Source organism: Lactobacillus sp. ESL0677 (assembly GCF_029392875.1).
In the GTDB taxonomy this organism is placed as follows: domain Bacteria; phylum Bacillota; class Bacilli; order Lactobacillales; family Lactobacillaceae; genus Lactobacillus.
In genome coordinates this window covers 411712-430308 of the sequence record NZ_CP113946.1, presented here as the reverse complement: position 1 = coordinate 430308, position 18597 = coordinate 411712, and the positions used below count along the sequence as shown (strand labels likewise).

Sequence of the window (18597 nt, the reverse complement as noted above, 5' to 3'; positions counted from 1 at the left end):
TTTTATTCTCTCTTTCATTAATAATTATTTTTACACTAAACTCCAAGTACGCCCCAGACGGTTAGCAATACGCCAATAACGGTTGCCCCTAAAAGTTGCCACAGGACATTGACTTTCTTCTTGTTCAACACATAAAAGATATATAGAACAACTAATGATAAAAGTCCTGGAAGAATACCATCTAAGATGCTTTGAAGTGACGTAGCTGTTTTACCAGTACCAAATTTAGCTACTACCTTTACAACAACCATATTCTGCGTCATGGCACCAATAACCATAACTCCCAAGATCCCTGCCGCATCCTTAAACTTATCCATCAGTCCAGAAGCTTGAATTTTATTTAAGTAGCTAGTACCCATATTGTAGCCAGCCTTTACACCGAAGTATCTAACGATATAAGCGGGAACATTATAGATTAGTAAAAATAGTATTGGCCCTAAAATATTGCCCTTCAAGGACAATGAAGCTGCTATCCCAATTGCTAATACTCTCAAGGTTCCCAAGAATAAGGAATCGCCGATACCAGATAGAGGCCCCATCAGTGCAGTTTTGATTGCACTAATTGTTGAAACATCAAAATCCTTTTCTTTTGAATTTTCTTCTTCCATTGATGCCACAACGCCACCAATAAATGGTACAAATTGTGGCGTACAATTAAAGAATTCCATCTGTCGTTCCAGCGATTCAGCGTATTCCTTTTGATCATCGCCATACAATTTCTTCATTAATGGCGCCATCATATAGGCAAAGGCCAAGTGCATTTGACGCTCATAGTTCCAACCAAATTCCATGGTAAGTGAACGCCACATAATCTGTCTTAAATCTTTATCAGTTACCTTTTTTTCATTAGAAGTCATCGTCATCATCAATATCCTCCTCTACAGATCCATTAGCACTAACAGCTGGTTTATTCTTATCGTTATGCAGTTTTACAACAACTATGATTAAGCCGAACAATGCAACCCCTAGTACTGGAACCTTTAGATAAGCCGATAATAAAAATCCAAGGAAGAAATATGGTAGTACAGTATCGTTAATAATCATTTGTAATAGAATTGCAAATCCAATAGCAGGCAACATGTTAGCTGCAACTTGAAGGCCATCAATTACATTTTGTGGAATCATTCCTAGTAATGTCTTCATCCCTGCATTACCAACGAAGTACCCTAAGAAACACAATATTCCCCGACGAGTACATTCAATTAAACCAATTCCCCATAATGATGCCGTAATTCCTCCCGGCTTACCTTGCTTAGCATATCTATCACCAATATGTGCAATCGCTGGGAAAATGACACTTGTTAAATTACCAATCGCTAACGAAAGCATGGCAATTGGCATCGCAATTGCGATTGCGGCACCAACACCTTTACCCAAAGAAATCGCAAAGGCTGTTCCTAAAACACCACCAACAATAACATCAGGCGGCAGATAGGCACCAACTGAAATCGCGCCCATAAAGACTAGTTCCAAAGATGCACCAATGATTATTCCCTGTGTCAAATTTCCTAAAACAAGACCAACTAATGGACCCAAAATGATAGGTCTGTTTAGCATGTTAGACCCGATAACAAAGTCCAGTGGTCCCATAAACCCTATCAGGCCTATTAATAAAGATGTTCCCACATTACTCATGTTTATTTCTCCCATCTATTTTAAAAACGGATTTAAAAACCGCAATGCTTTTCGTTCAGTTTCCGCAGGATTTAAAAAATACTTGGATTGACCAAATTCAAAAGTAAAATATCCTTGATAGCCATAATAATTAAATACATTGAAGTCTTCTCCGGGATTACGCTCACCTTCACCCCAGCAGCGATGCCCTACAGGATTACCATCAACGAAATGACAATGAATTATTTTTTCGCCCAATGATTCAAAATATTGTGCAATAGTCTCATAATTTCTAGCCATGGCACCTAAATCCAAGTTGACGCCAACATTATCCTTATTTACATCTTTTAGATAATGCTTTAAATCAACAATCGAATTCACTAGATGCGATTCATCTGGTTGTAACGCTTCAATGGCAATTTTAACTTCACGATCCTTCGCATAGTCAGCAACCTTCTTTAGCATTGCAACTGATCTGTCCCAAGCTTCTGCAGGGTTTTCATCATAAAAATCCCAGCCAGAGTTAAGAGCAACTAGATGTACATTTAACTCTACTGCACTATCAATTAGATTTTTAAAATAGCCAAATGAACCTTTGCGCAATCTTTCATCCTTGGCCGCTAAGTTATACGGATTAGGATTACTCTGCTGCGGTGTCAAACAAATAATTTGTAAATGATGGGCTGCTACTTTTCTTTTTAATTCTTTAACATCTTGGTGACCATCTTTTTCAATCCAAAAATGTTGCGGACTAGTCCATAATTCAATATTCGTTAACCCATCTTGACTAACTGAGTCTAAAAAATAGTCCAACGAAAAGTTGCGATAGTAGTAATTCATCGCCGATAATCGGGTTTTACTAATTTTATTGTTCATAAGTCATTCCTATTCAATATCCTTGAAGAAAACTTTTTTATCATTAGGAACTTGTCTGATTTCAATTTCACAACCCTTCTCAATAAGTTCATTTAATTTACTTTCATCGTCTGGAGTAAGATTAACTGCCTTACTGATTTGTTTTGTTCCATCAGCTGGCTTAGTACCACCCAAATTAATTTGTTTTATTTTGGGATATGCTGTCGCTAACGCATATGCATCCGCTACTGACTCAACAACAATAAACAATTTATACTTATCCGTAACGCCACTTTGCAGGGCCTTGATAGAGTTCTCAATATTCTTAATTACAAGCTTGACACCCTGTGGTTTAGCTAATTTCATCGCTGTCTTACGAATATCATTGTTTGGCACATCATCATTCGCAATCAAAATGCAGTTAACACCTAGCTCTTGTGTCCATGAAAAGGCAACTTGACCATGTAATAACCGATGATCTACTCGCATAAGTCTAATCAAAGTAATTCCTCCTTTAAAATTATTAAATTCGCACTTCAAACATATATAAGCAATTTTCGTGCCAAGTTTCTGTCAAAAAAAGCGCAATCATGATTATGATTGCGCTTTTAATAAATCATTTTGTACTTTTTAGATATAATTTGACACTATTTTATTTGAAAAGTTACTGTCAAAAATCATCATCTTTTGTATAGTCTAATTGATTATTCTTAGTCTTAAAAATCAATTCATAGATATACTCGACTTCCACAAGTGGAATCTTAATATTATAAACTTGCTCAAGTAAACGTAATGCCTTCTTGATATAGTTAAAGTTGTCCTGACTATTCTTATCTATCTTAAAATCTATCGGCTCAATTTCTAAAACCTGATTGCGAATTATTCTTTCAATCATACAGCTGATATGTACATACAATGCCATAATTGTTTGGTTAGGCAACCTTGTATCCAGATACTCATCTATTTTCTTGATACACAGGTCAATATTTTTAATTACTTCTTTTGTATCTAATATTGTTAGCGAATTAATCACCCGCTCAATACTGAAGTTTTTCAAAATCAAATCATTAAATCTGTATAAATCATCTACACTCAAGCTATCTTTTAACGTACCTTGCAGTAAACTGATTTTGGAGCCATTAACTAATTGATCTAAAGAAATAAATGGGACGCTGCTATATTTAGGATCAATCGTCCCAATCACAACTAAAACATTATATTTTCTTTTAATTGCACTTTCCTGATCCTCAATTTTTAGCCATTCATACGAACATGCCATAATCTTAATATCAACGTCTTTTGGCAAACTTTCCTGAATCATTTCCTTTATCTTATTTGCCGTCCCCACACCAGTTGAGCAACAAACAATAATCACATTTTGCTTAACCATCTTGGGATAAACAATTCGATAATCATTATGAATTACTTTGTCCATCTTCTGTACAATCGTGTCAATTGGCCGACGCTCTTTAACATAACTTGCCACAAACAGTGCTAATTGAGTAGAAACATTATTAAAAATAACCACAGGAAAGTTCAAATCTTTTTTGAGTAATTCTGGAATTTTTTCCAACGAACCCATGTCTGCCATTAAGATTAAGCCATTAGTTACGTGTCGAACATGAATATAATTCGACACCTTTTGGGCAATATCTTCTGTTTGAATATCTATCGGCATATCAAAAGCATCCAAAAGCGGTTCACCAGCAATCTTGTTAACTGTGTCCGCGATACTACTAGCAGTTGAATAGCCATGCGCCAGCAAAATACAATGTATCAAGCCAGAATTTTTCTTGCGCTGTACGCCACTAAGATAGATTGTCAGAAAAAGATTATCGATTTCATCAGTATGCAAATTTAGCATTTTACTTACAACATTAATAACTGTTTGAACAACCTGAGCAGTATAATTACTTTCATTCATTTTAGTAATTATCTCGGTTGCAAGTTGTCCCTCATGTGGTGAAACAGACCAGCAACTTTCTTGTCTAAAATAAAAATAATAAGAAATAGCAACAATAAGATTGCCATTAAAGTCATTGCGCAAGTCGTCCTGCAGGTACCCTATTTCACTATTAAGTGATTTTTTAATAAAATCCAAAGGCAATTCGCCAATATCTAAAATATCTTTTTTAAAAACTAAGTAATCACATAAGGCATTGACTTTAGAAAAAGCCTTAACTTGAAAAGAGGAAAAATCCTCCTGCTCATACATGGAAAAAATATTTTCAAAAGTTTGCTTAATATAGTTAATGCTTTGGCGGTTATTCACAAAATCGGTTAACTTACTTTCCGGGTTAATGACAATATCGCTCTGCGTTTGCGACATCCCCTGCTTATCCAAATTAACCTCAGAAAGTAAAATATCTTGCGGAAGATCCCCAAGTTTAACTTGCACTGTGCCAGCTGAGTCAGCTTCGCCCAAAGCACTGGCAACAGACAGTAAAACGGCATTTTTCAATTGGCCAATGTTACTTTTGAAATCCATGTTCATCAGCGTCGCAAAGACTTGATTATTAATTTGTAAACTTCGCCCAATTTTCTTGGCATGTTGGATATAAAAGTAAATTATCAACGAACGGATTTCGTTAGAAGTCCTTTCCTTCAACGGTGGCATTGTAATCTGAACTGGAATCCGGCGAATAAAGGTCGATAAAAAGCTGCTCTGAATATCTTCGGTAGTCGCACAAATTAAGCGCACATTTACCTGTCTTTTTTCCGCGGCTTCACCTAATGAGGAGACTGTTCCTGTATCAAGATAAGAAAATAGTTTTTCTTGACCCTTAGGATCTAGTCTGTGAACCTCATCTAAAAACAGCATGCCATTATCGGCCTCATCAAACAATCCTTTATGGGCTTCGTCGGCACCAGTGAATGCTCCCTTGGCATAACCAAATAATGTACTGGTCAATAATTCTGGATTATCCGCGTATTCTGCACAGTTAAAACTGACAAATTTTCCTTGTGCGGCAATGTATCCCTTTTCTACACAATAATCAAAAAACTTTCGCGCAATGTAGCTTTTACCCGTTCCTGTTTGACCATTAATTAAAATTGGCAATCTCCCAGGATAAGATGCTGCTGCCTTCAGCTTTCTAATCTGGCTATAAAGTGACTGGTCATGACCAATCACACTTTTAAAAGTATCAGAACCAGAAAGACCCTGCTTCAATTCCGCAATACTTGCATACTCCTGCTTCAACGGCTGATCGCTGTCTTGCCCGACATTAGAACGATCTACAAAAATCACAGGCCGAGTGTTAATTTTAATAATCTGATTTTCTTTTACCAATTGATTAAGATAATGGCTGACCGTATTTCTTTTAACATTTAATTTATTTGCCAAGTCACTAGTTGATAAAAAAGGTCCTTCAGATTGATTATTTTCCTTAATTAAAGATAATATTTTCGCTTTAATATTCATACCACTTGCTCCGTAAATTCATTTCACAATTATGTTAGCGGTTTTACAAAAACTGTTCAAGGCGAAATCAGTTATTTTAATTTAAAATCTGCTATTTATCACTTTATCAGTGGTATTTCAACTCAAACTAAAGTAGAATGTTATGTGATAAAAAAGGAGAGTCTGAATGTCTAAACTTGAAAAACCCGTCGTAATTGGGATTACCGGCGGCTCGGGCAGTGGAAAAACAACGATTGCCCACAAAATTGTTGACCAAATGCAGGAAAATGAACACGTCCTAATTATGACGCAGGATTCATACTACAAGGATAATACCGGTATTCCGATGAGCGAACGGATGAAGATTAATTATGACCATCCCGATGCATTCGATATTCCCTTGCTTAAGGCACAAATCAACGACTTACTTAACTACAAGCCAATTGAAATGCCAGTTTACGACTTTAAAGAACACACAAGAAGCAGTGAAACTATTCATATTGAACCTGCTGACATTATTATTCTTGAAGGAATTTTGGTTTTAGGAAGCGAAGAAATTCGGGACTTAATGGACATCAAGGTCTACGTTGATACCGACGATGACATCCGCTTCATCAGACGACTTGAACGCGACATTAATGAACGTGGCCGTTCAATTGACTCCGTAATTAGCCAATACTTAAGCACAGTTAAGCCAATGTACCACCAATTCATTGAACCAACCAAGCGTTACGCTGATATCATTGTTCCCGAAGGCGGCGCAAATGACGTTGCGATTGACATGTTAACCACTAAAGTCCACGCAATTTTACGAAAAGAAGTAACTAATTAAAAAGGCCGAGGAATTATCCTCGACCTTTTTGTCTACTTAAAATTATTCCACTTTCGGCCTTAATGTGCGATCAAACAGGTTAGTAATTAATTTGACCAACACTCCGTCAAACAAAACTGACGAGATGATGCTGACAAAAAACATGACAATCTGCACCTTAACCGCAAATTTATACCAACCATACATTAAATAACACGGTATAAAAAAGCCAAAGCTAGCAAAAAATGCACCTGTCAAAACGCTATGCCAAGAAAATCTTTGGTAACGAGATTTTTTCGGAAAAAAGCCAATTTCATTCGTTAATCCCTGCATTAATCCAGAAACCACAGTAGTGACACCCCACTGGCCGCCACAAGCCATTTCTACGATTGAAGCCAGCAATTCACCCACTAATCCCGAGCCAGTTGTCGGAACAAAATACATCGCAAGCGGTGCCGCCATTAACCATAACCCTGCAAAAAAGGCGTCGGTTGCCGGAGCGTACCCCGTTGGCAGCAGCAACATTTTAACCAAATTATAGAGCCCATTGGTACCATAGGTATAAAAGATACCCATCAAAATCCCAATTAGGGCGACTAAAATAATAGCTTTGATATTCCATTTTGATGATCTTGTAAACATGATTGGCCTCGATTTATGCAAGGCGCGGCTTTAACGTGCGATCAAATAGATTAGCGATTAATTTGACCAGTACACCTTCAAAGACAAGCGCTGAAATCATATTGGTAATAAACATAACAATTTGGACCGTCATATTAAATTTACCCCAACCATAAAGAATATATGACGGAATAAAAATTCCTAGTCCGGCAAAGAAAGCACCAATCATGACACTCTTCCAAGAAAAGTTTTGATAACGTGCGGTTTTCGGGAAAAAGCCGATTTCATTCGTTGCTCCTTGAATCAAGCCCGAAATAACAGTTATGGCACCCCATTGACCACCAATTGCCATTTCTACAATTGAAGCTAAAACTTCACCAATTGTGCCAGAGCCAATTGTCGGGACAAAGTACATTGCAAGTGGTGCCGCCATTAACCATAAGCCCGAAAAGACGGTGTCCGTTACTGGTGCAAAGCCAGTAGGGACAAGTGCCATTTTAATAATGTTGTAGGCCCAATTAAAGCCGTAAGTATAAATTACTCCCATAATAATTCCAATCAATGCGACCAAAATTACCGACTTAACATTCCATTTTGATGATCTTGTGAACATAAAAATACTCCTAACTAACTTTTTAAGTCAGAAGGAGTACAAATTAAATGCTTGTTCAAACACTTCCCTAACGCAGGCATTGTCCTGTTCAGGTTCCGAGGGTAATTCTCAGCTATTGGCACCCCTAGTGACTAACTTTTAATTAAAAATAGTATACCACAATGATAATGATAGTAAAGCAATCCCCGATTTTCACTAATCTTCAAAAAAGAAATTATTATTGATTACTTATTCTTATCATTTTGCTTATTATTTGACTTGCGAACCCATCTAGCAATCGTGCTATTTCCTTCACCTCGCATAATTGCGTTGAAGTTACGGCTAAAGGCAATTAAGAAAATCATGCAATTGAATGCAAAAATTACCACTGCAATTGTTACGACAACTGTATTTTTACAATAGACCAAAATTGGGATTAACAAAAAAATACTGATTACTTCAACCCAAACGCTATAAATTTGGTGACCAGCATGATAAACGCGAGCGACAAATTCCCGTGCTGCCCAAAATAAGACGAGTAGCCCAATTATGATAATGAACGAATTTAGCTTCATTTTAATTTTGATGACTTTCGAATTTAAACTTGGTCCATGGCCGCAAATATTTTAGTAACGGCAATTCTTCTGGCTTAATCGCAGCAATCTTATTTTTCCGTTCGTCACTATGCGGTTGAAGTACGACTTGTAATTCATTTTTATAAATACCAAAGCCGTCATTGCCAATCAAAATATCGCCCACCTCAAATTGTATTTGATTATCATGAGCTGGGTTAGCCTCTGCTCGGTGCCACACACGCGGCATGGTTGAGCGAGCAACTAAAGCGTTGCTATCGCCACGCCGAAAATGCTTGTCTTCGAGCAAGATTTTTTGCTCTAATGGACTAATTCCCGGTAGCATTTCAACATCAAAAGATAATTCATATCTATCTAGCTCACTTAAACGGCGCAGCTCATCCTCACTAGCATAAGAATTACCAATAATTACATCGTCAATTAAGTTAGTCATAAATAACGACTTAGCCTGAACTTCAATTGGTAAGTGACGGTCAGCTTCTCTAGTTGGCAAGCCATCATTTACATCCCAAGGTCCGTGTGTACCACATTGACTGGAAACAAAAGCAGCAGTGTGAATGCCATGCTTCTTAAAGTTTTTACTACATTCTTCAAAGAAGTTATCTTCAAGCCCACAGCCAACTTGCGGATAAAAGTTGTGGCAGCCATAAATAAATGGTTCATTAGCTTGGTAGCTCAAGACATTATCCAAGTACCCAGTATTATTGCTCATGTTTAATTCAATAATCATGTGTTCCGGATTAAATGTTAATTCTGCCTCTGTTCTGCCGTCAAACCCTTCATCAAGTCTAATTGCAGTAGCTCCTAATTCTTTAAAAAACGACAAATCGGTATATGAAATCCCCAATTGCTTAAAGATACTTGGTGAGACATCCAAGGTTGTAGCAAAGCCATGCTTGTTACCAAACTGAATAATATGTTGGAACTTTTTCTTAGTGGCTGCAACATTCTTAGCTTCCAACATACTCATAAAAATCCGAGTGAAGCCGTATTTTTCACCAAGTAGTAAATATTGTTCGTCCTGTTTTTCATCACTATGATCGGGATAAATTGATAACCCAATGTGGCGCATTGTCATAAAAAATCTCCTTATTATCAAATTACGCATTAAGCAAAAAACACTTCAACCAAACTAGCTGAAGTGTTTTTAATTATTTTTCTAATTCTTCACTAACTAAGTCAAGCAGCTTACCTGCAGCAAGCGGAGTATACATTGTCCGTGGAATCAACAAGAAGTTAATATGATGGTCTTTAGCCTCATCTTCAACAGCTTGCTTACGGAAAACGGCTTGTGGTGCCAATAAAACAATGTCATATTGATCAGCACTCAGCTCATCAGCAATGCCTTCCGTTCCTACAGCTTTAACTTCGACATCAATGCCACGTTTTTTACCTTCTTTTACAAGGCCATTAGCAATTAATGACGAACTCATTCCACCACTACATGATAATAAAATCTTCATTAGGTTTCCTCCTAAATTTCAATTATGCTTTTGCTGCTGCCTCAGCTTTCTCTGCGGCAGCAGTTTCAGCTTCAACCTTGACTTGGTGTCTATCCCACATCTTGAAGAATGGGAAATAGATTACCATTGAAACAAAAATGTTAATAATAGTAACCACAATTGCCCGCCAGTCATAACCAGTAGCAAAAAATGCTCCGATTGGCCCAGGCAGTACCCATGGCACAATTGCCGTGGTCTTATTTAGCAAACCAGTTACGGTTGCTGCCCAAGTAATTACACCATCAGCCATTGGCGCTAAAATAAATGGAGCAGCAAAGTATGGGTTCAACACAATTGGCAAACCAAAGATAATTGGTTCATTAATGTTAAAAATACTTGGTACTAATACAACTGCACCCATTGCCTTACCAGTATCTGATTTAGACAAGAATGCAAGCAAAATACATAAAGCTAAAATTGAACCAGAGCCACCAATATAAACAAAGAATTGTAAGAATTGCTCAGTCATAAAGTGTGGCACTGTAGCAGCAGTTGCACCGTGAGTAATTGCGGCCATATTAGCATTTAAGTGTGCGTACCAGTATGGAACAACTGGAGTTGAAGTAATCGCACCGTGAATCCCAAACATCCAGAACAGTGAGTTGAAGAAGATTGGTACTAATACGGAAATCAGATTATCTTTACCAAACTGTGATAATGGTTGCAATAAGTTAAGTAATCCTTGGTTAAGATCAAAATGTAAACCAACTTTGATAAACCAAGCAATAATAATCAAAACAGCTGCCGGAATTAATGATGTAAATGCACTAGAAACTGCTGGTGGCATTGCATCTGGCATCTTAATAACTAAATTCTTTTCTTTGAAGAAATGAATTACCCAAACACAGACACAGGCAGATAACATAGCTGTAAATAGCCCATACGAGCCAAAGTTAGTCGTTGGGAAAACAGTTCCCGCAGCTAATCCTGTAGTTTTAGCTGCTTGTGGGGTAATTGTTTCGGGTGTAATAGCCAACATCAAATAAACCATTACCGCAATTGTACTACTAGAGTTGCGATCAAGCTTATATGATTTTGCTAAGTGGGCAGCGATTGAATAACAAGAATACAATCCCATTAACCCGATTGAAAATGTTACTGGAATTTGAAATGCGGCCAAGTTTTGCTTAATAAACGGAATTGGCAGTTGCGCAATCAATGTAAAAATAGAACTGGCAATTGAAACGGGAATAATAACTGTCATACCATTGGCAATAGCCTGCATGTAACGGTTACCGGCTATTTTAGCCATTCCGTTAGCTATTTTTTCTGAATTAAATTTCATGTGTACCTCCTTCTAAAGTAAATACATTTATTTGAAATTATTTTGTCTTATCTTCAAGCCCAATTAATTTTTTATTCAAATTGACAATATATTGGGCTAAATCACGAATTAATTCTGCCGCCATCATTTGATCTTCAGCGTGTACTAATAAGATACTAAATGGCAGTTTCTTCTGATCTGCTTCGGAGCTGATCAACTTTAAATGCACGTTTTGCGCGGTCTTCAAGCATTCATTTGCTTGTTTAAAATCGGCTTCGCAGTTGTCAAAATTCCCTTTGTCAGCATCATCAATTACCTTCATCAGTAATGATCGTGCTTCCCCAGTATTGCTAATCATTTCAAAAGCAATCTGCTCAATTCCATCCATTGGCCTCACCTTCTTTCGTTATTTATTTCAATTTTACTACTAACTATATATATAAAACAGCACAGCTGTTATTATTATTCACAATATGAGCATCTATTTGTGGATAGCTTTGCATGACTTGCTGAAGTAGTCGCTGCCTAAATTGTGCATTATTAACTAAGACTGAGCCGGATAAGGCTAGCTGCGTTGGTATAGGTTCTTTATAACGGTTTAGTAAGCCGATTACTTCAGCAGCTAATGCATCCGCCTGCTCATCAAGTGCTTGCTTAGCCAAAGAGTCAGTTTCAGCCAAGTGAGCAATTTCTTTAGCAAAAGCAGCAATTTGTTCACGGGTTGAGTCGTAGCATTTTTTCACTAATGCCGGCATTGTAGTTACCGCTGCTAACCGCATTAATAATTGCCCTAAAGAAGTGGTCCGACCCTCATCATATTTACGCAGTGCGAGTTTAATCGCTGTTATTGCAATTTGATAACCACTACCAACATCATCAAGCAAGTTGCCCCAACCGCCAAACCGATAAGTTTGATTTTGATTAGTGCCATAGACAATTGAACCAGTTCCGGCTATTACCAGCGTGCCATCCTGACCGTGCAAGCCATTAATTAATGCCAGCTTGGCATCACTAACTAGCTGAACTTTAAGCTGCAATTTTGACTCTAGTTCTGCTGTTACCGCCGCCGCATTGCCGCTGGTTTCCAGTCCGGCAATACCGATTAAAATTTTGGTGCAGTCTTCTTTGCCAAGTGCTGAAGTCAATTCATTAATTACTTGAACCAAGTTGCTAATTGTTGCTTGCGCGTCTAAAAAGATATTCCCAACGCCAGCTGTCGCTTCTTTCAAGCACTTACCTTGGCTATCAAATCCGCGGGCAACGATATGAGTGCCGCCGCTATCAATCCCAATTCGATATTTCATTATTATGCCTCATTGCTATTTAAAAAGTTTTTGATTTTTTGCCCTAAAGCAGAATTTAAAAGATTTTTTGCCGCTATGTCTTGCTGGCCGCGATCAACTAATGTCTGATAAATAGCAGCCAAGTCATGTCTATCAGCCAAAGTTACTAATTCAAACTGCTGGCTTAACTGCTGGTATCGCGTTTGAATTAGTCCCCACAACTTTTGGTTATTTGCGGTAAAACTATCACCATCAAGTGCCGAATATATCAAACTGACAATGTCACCGTATTTGCCAACTAAATAATGATCGCCGACAAAATCCTTTTTTTGCCCATCAATGAGCGGCGAATTACGCTTGTTAGTCAACAAAATAATCGCAGTCTGACGCTCAAAATCCACTAGGGTCAACGTGCCAGTCCAACCGGTATGACCAATTGTATTAGCAGTCGGAGCATTAGAAAAAATCCGCGCATAGCCGACATCAGCTTGACGCCGCCAACCCAAGCCAAAGGTAGGATCAGTCGACTTCGGCTTAGCAAACTCGGCCAAAGTATCAAGATCAAATAGTTGCTTTTGACCATAACCGCCATGATTGAGTACCAACTGCGCTAAAACTGCCAAATCCATCGCATTACTAAATAGGCCAGCATGACCACTAACGCCCTTCATTGTGTAATAGGCCTTAGAGTCATGTACTTCTCCTTGAATTGTTGTTGTGCGAACGTGATTAAAATCTGCTGTTCCAGCAAAAGTATTACCATCAAGTTCAGTCGCAGCAGTTTCTGTACGCTGAAAGCCATGTTGCAAGGGATTAAAAGTAATATGTTTAAGTCCCAATGGTTGATAAATATTCGCCCTCACGTAGTCATCCTCTCGTTGACCCGTAATTTTTTCGATAATCAAGCCCAAGAGCATGTAATCAACGTCCGAATAAATTGTCTTTGTTCCCGGTTGATAACTTAGCGGGGTCGCGATAATTTTAGCTAAAATCTCGTCACGATTCTGCGTATAAATTTTATCAGCCAATTCATTATAATTATCAAAATATTGGGGATCAGCAGGAAAGCCAGCTTGATGCTCCAAAATATCTTGAATTGTTAAGTCATCCTTACCCTTAATCTTATCTTGCGGCTGATCTTTAAATTCAGGAAAAATATCAGCAACTCTACTTTTAATCGCCAACTTTTTCTCATAGACCAACTTTTGCAACGCCAAATTAGTAGCCCACATTTTAGTATTAGAAGCAATGTCATAGAGAGTTTCATCAGTTACCTTGGGCGTAGTTGTCAGCCTTTTACCATCTGGCGAATAGCTATTAACCCGGCCATAAGCAGACTGTTTAATGATTTGACCATTATGAACCACAACCAATTGTGCTGACGGAAAGCCAAATTTAATTTGGTTATTAATCAGATTATCAATTAATTTAAAGCCATCATTATCACGATTTTCCGTATCCTTGGCATGATTTTGCAAAACTGGAAACGGAATTTTAAGATGTACTTTGCCCTCATTAAAAATACCAGTGAGCTGCAGTTTGTTTCGACCATTAACGGTCAACTTGCCTAAATCCAATGCCAGCCAAACTTTAACAGGTAATTGGGCAAGGTTAATTTCCTGTCCATTAATAAATAATGTCAAATCTGCTGGCTTCTCCAGTAAGATGTCCAGCTCGCCCTGCCCTTGATATGAAGTAAAATATTGCATTTGGTTGTTAAGCAGTGCCGTTGTCACATTAGCCACTGGCACTTTCTCTGGATAAATTGAGTTGACTTGAAAAGCTCCTTGCGGCTCATCTTCAAGCTGCTTAAATGTTACTTGTTCAACCATTACACTACTTCCTAGCATTCTTAAATTGTTCAATCACCCACTGGTAAGCCTGCGGCGCTACCTTTGCCCAGTAAGTCCAATTGTGGTCATCAATATTATCCTGAACAAACTTGGTCTCGACTTGAGTTTGCGTTAATTTGTTAACAAAAGAAGCAACATCAGCAATTGGCACCACTGTATCTTTAGCTGTGGACTCGACATAGAAGCTGACATCCTGATCTTTTTTGAGATAACTTATTGGAAAGACTTGTTCATAAAATTGTTCAGACCAAGCTTCCTTATCACTTTGCCATGCATGCAACGTCTTTCTAAATTTATTATCTAATGGCAAATGCTGCCAAACAGCCGGCGAAATTAAAACTGCAGTGGACCAGTAATCTGCATACTTCAACGCCAAACGAGCCGCACCATAGCCGCCCATCGAGATACCACCGATTGCATGTTGCGACCGCTCTTGTACAATATGATAGTTCCGCTCAATCAGTGGTACTAGGTCTTGCATGACCGCGTCTTCCATCTGCATCCCGCCATTTTGCCCATTGATATAGAAAGAATTAAAGCCATCAACAAAAACAACAATCAACTTTTGTCCTGTTTGTTTAACCAAATCATCAAGCATTTGTTGGGAGTCAAATCGTTCTAATAAATTACGATGATTACCGCCTAACCCATGTAGTAAATATAATACAGGGTATTTCCCTGACTTCTCATTATAGCCGCTAGGCAAGTAAACATCGTAATTCCAGTCCAATCTTAAACTAGGAGAATAAAGCATTTCCGTTTCAATTTGACTATTATCAATCATATTATTTAACTCTCATTTTACTTAGTAATCGCTTACAAAATAATTATATTATATTTAAAATACTGTTACAACATTTTTTGAAAAAATTTGTAAAAATATTTCACTCAATAACCAAAAAAGCCATTACTCCGGGCTTCGTAGCTCGAACATAATGGCTATTCTTTTTAGTTGTTTGTTAAATTTTTTAATCCGGGTAAGCTAATCATAATTAAGAAGCTGATAACGTACAAGCTTGATAAAAAGCCCATTACAACCGTTAAATTATAGTAGTCCATTAAAATGCCAATGACGACTGATGAAAAGCCACCGACGGCACGGCCGATATTAACAATAATATTATTAGCGCTCGATCTAATTTCCGTTGGGTACAGGCGACTAATCACTGCACCGTAACCACCGAACATCCCGTTGGAAAAGAAGCCAACAATCGCGCCAATGATTAGCAGTGTAATCATGTTAGTCGCTAAACTCAATGTGTAAACCATAATTGCTGACCCAATTAGGAAAATCGCAAATGCACAGCGCGGACCAAAATGATCGAAGATGGTACCGAAGGTCATCATCCCAATACTCATACCAACAATAGTTGCAATCATCCACAGACTTGAATTTGCAACGTTTAGATTTAATTGCTTTTGTACAATCGTCGGCAGCCAGTTCATCAGACCAAAGTAGCCCGCAATTTGTACCGTCATCATAATCATTAAACCCAAACTTTGCCAAGCCAGCCGTGGTGTCGCAAACATCCTATGAGCAACGTTAGCTAGCAGTGAGCCTTTTTCTTTTGCCTTAGCTGTTAAAAATTGTTGACTTTCGTGCAGGTGTTTTCTAATGAAAACTGTGAGCACAACTGGCACAATTCCAACCAAAAATAACATATGCCAACCAGCCGTTGGAATAATCCAAGCCGCAATTAAAGCCGCAAAAATCGCTCCCACCTGACCGCCAACTGCTGCAATTGAGGTCATTTTACCAATTTTCTTTTTAGGAAAAGCCTCGGCAATTAATGCAATCCCAACTCCGTATTCACCACCGGCACCAATTCCGGCCAAGAAACGGAGGACATAAATCAAATAAATGTTATTGGCGAAGGCCATGCAGGCGGTGGCCACTGCAAAAATAATCACAGTGTGGCTAAAGGTTTTCACCCGGCCGATTTTATCGCCCAAAATACCAAACGCGACGCCGCCAAACAACATTCCCAAGTTTGTAATCGATGAAATTAAGCCCGCAGCACCACCAGATAGGTGCAAATCGGCAATCATCGAACTCATTGCAAACGATAAAAAAAGTACATCCATGTTTTCTAGCATAAAGCCCGATGAAGTTGACGCGATAGTCCACTTTTGGTCTGTAGTTAGTGCATGACTGTACTCATTAGTTGTATCCATATTTAATTCCTCCGAAACAAGCGCTCTCTGTCGCCTAATTATTTCTTTGGAAGACTATTTTACTCGCTTGCGAATTTTTTGCAATAAAAATATTAAACTTTTTTAAAATTGGCTAAAACTTGCCAACTTTTCGTTAGTTAAATCGCGAATAATTGCCACCGTCATCTCAACGGCTGCCTTGAAATCTTGGTAAGCACTGAAGCAATATGGTGAATGCTCATAGCGAACCGGAATGCCAATTACAATTGTTGGTGCCCCATTTTCATAGTAAATTGCGGCGCCATCTTGACCGCCACCGGTTCTAACTGAACGTGTATATGGAATATGGTTCTTATCGGCAATGTCGCAGGCATATTGTTGAAACTTTGGATTTGGCAAAAATGATGTATCCATATCACGCATCATCGGCCCGTGCTTTAAGGCAGTTTGCGACAGCCATGCGGGAGTAAAAGTATCATCAGCTGGGCAAGACTCCAAGACAATACCCAAATCCGGCTTAACAGTGCGCGCAGTAACATACGCACCACGCAAGCCAACTTCTTCTTGACTTGACAATGCAGCAACAACATTAAACGGCGTTTCTTCGCCGTCTAATGTTTCCAAAACATCGGCCATCGCTGCAGCACCGAAGCGGTCATCGAAGTCCTTGCCAAAGAACAAGCCCGACTTTTCGTTATATTCGCACTTAACGTCAACAAAAATTGGACAACCAGTGTCAATCTTATAATCGTTTAACGTTTCTTCACGTGAGCTCGAACCAACATCGATTGACATATCGGCAACATCAGGTACGTTATTACGCTCAGCCTGAGTCATAAAATGTGGTGGCTTAGTTGCCACAACGCCAGGGATATATTCGCCATCGCGATTTCTAACCCGCACTCGCAAAGCCGGAATATTGTACTTAACCCAGCCGCCAAGCGGAACAAACTTAATCATCCCGTTAGGTCTGACTGCCTGAGTAATGAACCCGACTGAATCAGAATGTGCATCAAGTTGAATAACAGGCCGCCCCGCTTGATTCTCTTTCTTAGAAGCATAAACATTCAACATTCCGTCAACCTTAGTGTTGGCAAAATCTTTGACGGTTTCGGTAAACAGTTTAACAAATTCGCCTTCAAAGCCTGAAGTTGAATTTGCATCTGAAAAGGCCTTCAACATTTTTATTTCTTGTTCTTTTTTCATTTTGCTTAACCTTTCATACGAAAAATATTTATTTCTATTGTAGCAAAAATAACTACTTAATAATTAAAAAACTAAGCTAATTTTCAGATAAAAAGCACATCTTTTAATTTAAGTAAAATATTAATGCCTAAATCAGTTGTAAACCGCGTAAAAAGTGTAAATCGAGCTACTTTTTATGCGAAAGAATGATATAATCAAATTTATTAGGAATCTTGAATTAGTTGAAGTGAAGGGTAGATAAATGCCAAAAAGCGACAATATTAACAGAATTATTGATCATAAATTATTTACTGAAGATGATATTCATCAAATGTGTGTCCGCCTGGGCAAGCAATTGACTGAAGATTATGCCGGTAAAAAGCCACTAGTTGTTGGTGCACTTAAAGGTGCGATTTTCTTTTTAACTGATTTGGTCCGCGAAATGGACGTTGAAGAAGAAATCGATTTTATGGACGTTTCCAGTTATGGCGATGGTCTTGTTTCTTCAGGTAAAGTTAACTTAATCACTGATTTGACTACCGATGTTAAGGATCGCGATGTCTTAATCGTTGAAGATATTGTCGACACAGGTCTTACTTTGAAATACATGAAGGACATACTTAAAAAGCGCGGCGCCAAGAGTGTTAAATGCTGCGTGCTCCTTAACAAGGAAGCCAACCGCACAACCGATGTTGAAATCGAATATTATGGTTCAAAAGTTGGTAATGAATTTGTCGTTGGTTATGGCCTAGACTTTATGAATTCTTTCCGCAATATCAACTATATTGGCGTCTTAAAGCCCGAAATAATTAAACTGGCCAATAATAAATAATTAATTTAATAAAAAAGCGTTACTTCAATCGGAGT

The 18597-nt window shown here is 38.2% G+C and carries 19 protein-coding genes and 1 riboswitch; of the genes, 2 read left to right on the top strand and 17 right to left on the bottom strand.

Annotated elements, in window-relative coordinates; all coding sequences use genetic code 11:
• Positions 1 to 35 precede the first annotated feature (35 nt).
• The 5 genes from OZX76_RS02320 to OZX76_RS02300 form a co-directional block, all read right to left on the bottom strand.
• The gene (locus tag OZX76_RS02320) at positions 36 to 866 is read right to left on the bottom strand and encodes a PTS system mannose/fructose/sorbose family transporter subunit IID (RefSeq protein ID WP_348635185.1); all 831 of its coding nucleotides are present in this window, start codon (positions 864 to 866) and stop codon (positions 36 to 38) included.
• Positions 847 to 1635 carry a PTS sugar transporter subunit IIC gene (locus OZX76_RS02315; RefSeq protein ID WP_277144203.1) on the bottom strand — a complete coding sequence of 263 codons (789 nt, stop codon included), beginning with the start codon at positions 1633 to 1635 and terminating at the stop codon, positions 847 to 849. Before OZX76_RS02315 ends, OZX76_RS02320 begins: the two co-directional genes overlap by 20 nt.
• Positions 1636 to 1650: 15 nt before the next feature.
• The gene (locus tag OZX76_RS02310) at positions 1651 to 2490 is read right to left on the bottom strand and encodes a sugar phosphate isomerase/epimerase family protein (protein WP_277180576.1); all 840 of its coding nucleotides are present in this window, start codon (positions 2488 to 2490) and stop codon (positions 1651 to 1653) included.
• A gap of 9 nt (positions 2491 to 2499) precedes the next feature.
• Positions 2500 to 2970 carry a PTS sugar transporter subunit IIB gene (locus OZX76_RS02305; protein ID WP_277180574.1) on the bottom strand — a complete coding sequence of 157 codons (471 nt, stop codon included), beginning with the start codon at positions 2968 to 2970 and terminating at the stop codon, positions 2500 to 2502.
• 169 nt (positions 2971 to 3139) lie between these two features.
• Positions 3140 to 5893 carry a sigma 54-interacting transcriptional regulator gene (locus tag OZX76_RS02300; RefSeq protein ID WP_277180572.1) on the bottom strand — a complete coding sequence of 918 codons (2754 nt, stop codon included), beginning with the start codon at positions 5891 to 5893 and terminating at the stop codon, positions 3140 to 3142.
• A gap of 166 nt (positions 5894 to 6059) precedes the next feature.
• On the opposite strand from OZX76_RS02300, the gene udk reads away from it, so the two are divergent.
• Positions 6060 to 6704, top strand: coding sequence for a uridine kinase (udk, locus tag OZX76_RS02295; protein ID WP_277133757.1), 645 nt, complete (start codon positions 6060 to 6062; stop codon positions 6702 to 6704).
• Positions 6705 to 6746: 42 nt separating this feature from the next.
• On the opposite strand, the gene OZX76_RS02290 is transcribed toward udk, so the two are convergent.
• The 12 genes from OZX76_RS02290 to OZX76_RS02235 all read right to left on the bottom strand — a co-directional run bounded on the left by OZX76_RS02290 (position 6747) and on the right by OZX76_RS02235 (position 17751).
• Complete coding sequence (locus OZX76_RS02290) at positions 6747 to 7325, bottom strand: ECF transporter S component (RefSeq protein ID WP_277180570.1); 579 nt, start codon at positions 7323 to 7325, stop codon at positions 6747 to 6749.
• Positions 7326 to 7338: 13 nt separating this feature from the next.
• Positions 7339 to 7917 (bottom strand): ECF transporter S component, encoded by a 579-nt coding sequence (locus OZX76_RS02285; protein ID WP_277180568.1) that lies wholly within the window; start codon positions 7915 to 7917, stop codon positions 7339 to 7341.
• Between the two features lie 47 nt (positions 7918 to 7964).
• Positions 7965 to 8053: riboswitch (TPP riboswitch) on the bottom strand.
• Between the two features lie 88 nt (positions 8054 to 8141).
• Complete coding sequence (locus tag OZX76_RS02280; protein WP_277180566.1) at positions 8142 to 8471, bottom strand: hypothetical protein; 330 nt, start codon at positions 8469 to 8471, stop codon at positions 8142 to 8144.
• Position 8472: 1 nt separating this feature from the next.
• Positions 8473 to 9567, bottom strand: a complete 1095-nt coding sequence (locus OZX76_RS02275; RefSeq protein WP_277180564.1) for a MupG family TIM beta-alpha barrel fold protein — start codon at positions 9565 to 9567, stop codon at positions 8473 to 8475.
• Positions 9568 to 9640: 73 nt separating this feature from the next.
• A complete protein-coding gene (locus OZX76_RS02270; RefSeq protein WP_277180562.1) occupies positions 9641 to 9952 on the bottom strand; it encodes a PTS fructose transporter subunit IIA in 312 nt (103 codons plus the stop codon).
• 22 nt (positions 9953 to 9974) lie between these two features.
• Entirely contained in the window at positions 9975 to 11276 is a 1302-nt protein-coding gene (locus tag OZX76_RS02265) for a PTS transporter subunit EIIC (protein ID WP_277180560.1), read from the bottom strand.
• Between the two features lie 37 nt (positions 11277 to 11313).
• Entirely contained in the window at positions 11314 to 11643 is a 330-nt protein-coding gene (locus OZX76_RS02260; protein WP_277180558.1) for a PTS lactose/cellobiose transporter subunit IIA, read from the bottom strand.
• Positions 11644 to 11686: 43 nt separating this feature from the next.
• A complete protein-coding gene (locus OZX76_RS02255) occupies positions 11687 to 12559 on the bottom strand; it encodes a BadF/BadG/BcrA/BcrD ATPase family protein (RefSeq protein WP_277180556.1) in 873 nt (290 codons plus the stop codon).
• Between the two features lie 2 nt (positions 12560 to 12561).
• Positions 12562 to 14370: a penicillin binding protein PBP4B gene (pbp4b, locus tag OZX76_RS02250; RefSeq protein ID WP_277180554.1), complete on the bottom strand. Its 1809-nt coding sequence runs from the start codon at positions 14368 to 14370 to the stop codon at positions 12562 to 12564.
• A 4-nt stretch (positions 14371 to 14374) separates the two neighbouring features.
• Positions 14375 to 15175, bottom strand: a complete 801-nt coding sequence (locus OZX76_RS02245; RefSeq protein WP_277180552.1) for a YqiA/YcfP family alpha/beta fold hydrolase — start codon at positions 15173 to 15175, stop codon at positions 14375 to 14377.
• A gap of 164 nt (positions 15176 to 15339) precedes the next feature.
• Entirely contained in the window at positions 15340 to 16566 is a 1227-nt protein-coding gene (locus OZX76_RS02240) for an MFS transporter (protein ID WP_277180550.1), read from the bottom strand.
• Positions 16567 to 16668: 102 nt separating this feature from the next.
• On the bottom strand, positions 16669 to 17751 hold the full coding sequence (locus tag OZX76_RS02235; RefSeq protein ID WP_277180548.1) for a M42 family peptidase: 1083 nt from the start codon (positions 17749 to 17751) through the stop codon (positions 16669 to 16671).
• A 241-nt stretch (positions 17752 to 17992) separates the two neighbouring features.
• Here OZX76_RS02235 and hpt point away from each other — a divergent pair, with 241 nt between their 5' ends.
• On the top strand, positions 17993 to 18562 hold the full coding sequence (gene hpt, locus OZX76_RS02230) for a hypoxanthine phosphoribosyltransferase (protein ID WP_277180546.1): 570 nt from the start codon (positions 17993 to 17995) through the stop codon (positions 18560 to 18562).
• Positions 18563 to 18597 lie beyond the last annotated feature (35 nt).

Bases quoted from the DNA above. Each gene is read 5' to 3' on its own strand.
- hpt (WP_277180546.1), top strand. From the start codon at position 17,993: ATGCCAAAAAGCGACAATATTAACAGAATTATTGATCATAAATTATTT.
- udk (WP_277133757.1), top strand. From the start codon at position 6,060: ATGTCTAAACTTGAAAAACCCGTCGTAATTGGGATTACCGGCGGCTCG.
- OZX76_RS02240 (WP_277180550.1), bottom strand. From the start codon at position 16,566: ATGGATACAACTAATGAGTACAGTCATGCACTAACTACAGACCAAAAG.
- OZX76_RS02270 (WP_277180562.1), bottom strand. From the start codon at position 9,952: ATGAAGATTTTATTATCATGTAGTGGTGGAATGAGTTCGTCATTAATT.
- OZX76_RS02320 (WP_348635185.1), bottom strand. From the start codon at position 866: ATGATGACGATGACTTCTAATGAAAAAAAGGTAACTGATAAAGATTTA.
- OZX76_RS02290 (WP_277180570.1), bottom strand. From the start codon at position 7,325: ATGTTTACAAGATCATCAAAATGGAATATCAAAGCTATTATTTTAGTC.
- OZX76_RS02255 (WP_277180556.1), bottom strand. From the start codon at position 12,559: ATGAAATATCGAATTGGGATTGATAGCGGCGGCACTCATATCGTTGCC.
- OZX76_RS02265 (WP_277180560.1), bottom strand. From the start codon at position 11,276: ATGAAATTTAATTCAGAAAAAATAGCTAACGGAATGGCTAAAATAGCC.
- OZX76_RS02310 (WP_277180576.1), bottom strand. From the start codon at position 2,490: ATGAACAATAAAATTAGTAAAACCCGATTATCGGCGATGAATTACTAC.
- pbp4b (WP_277180554.1), bottom strand. From the start codon at position 14,370: ATGGTTGAACAAGTAACATTTAAGCAGCTTGAAGATGAGCCGCAAGGA.
- OZX76_RS02315 (WP_277144203.1), bottom strand. From the start codon at position 1,635: ATGAGTAATGTGGGAACATCTTTATTAATAGGCCTGATAGGGTTTATG.
- OZX76_RS02260 (WP_277180558.1), bottom strand. From the start codon at position 11,643: ATGGATGGAATTGAGCAGATTGCTTTTGAAATGATTAGCAATACTGGG.
- OZX76_RS02300 (WP_277180572.1), bottom strand. From the start codon at position 5,893: ATGAATATTAAAGCGAAAATATTATCTTTAATTAAGGAAAATAATCAA.
- OZX76_RS02235 (WP_277180548.1), bottom strand. From the start codon at position 17,751: ATGAAAAAAGAACAAGAAATAAAAATGTTGAAGGCCTTTTCAGATGCA.
- OZX76_RS02275 (WP_277180564.1), bottom strand. From the start codon at position 9,567: ATGACAATGCGCCACATTGGGTTATCAATTTATCCCGATCATAGTGAT.
- OZX76_RS02245 (WP_277180552.1), bottom strand. From the start codon at position 15,175: ATGATTGATAATAGTCAAATTGAAACGGAAATGCTTTATTCTCCTAGT.
- OZX76_RS02285 (WP_277180568.1), bottom strand. From the start codon at position 7,917: ATGTTCACAAGATCATCAAAATGGAATGTTAAGTCGGTAATTTTGGTC.
- OZX76_RS02280 (WP_277180566.1), bottom strand. From the start codon at position 8,471: ATGAAGCTAAATTCGTTCATTATCATAATTGGGCTACTCGTCTTATTT.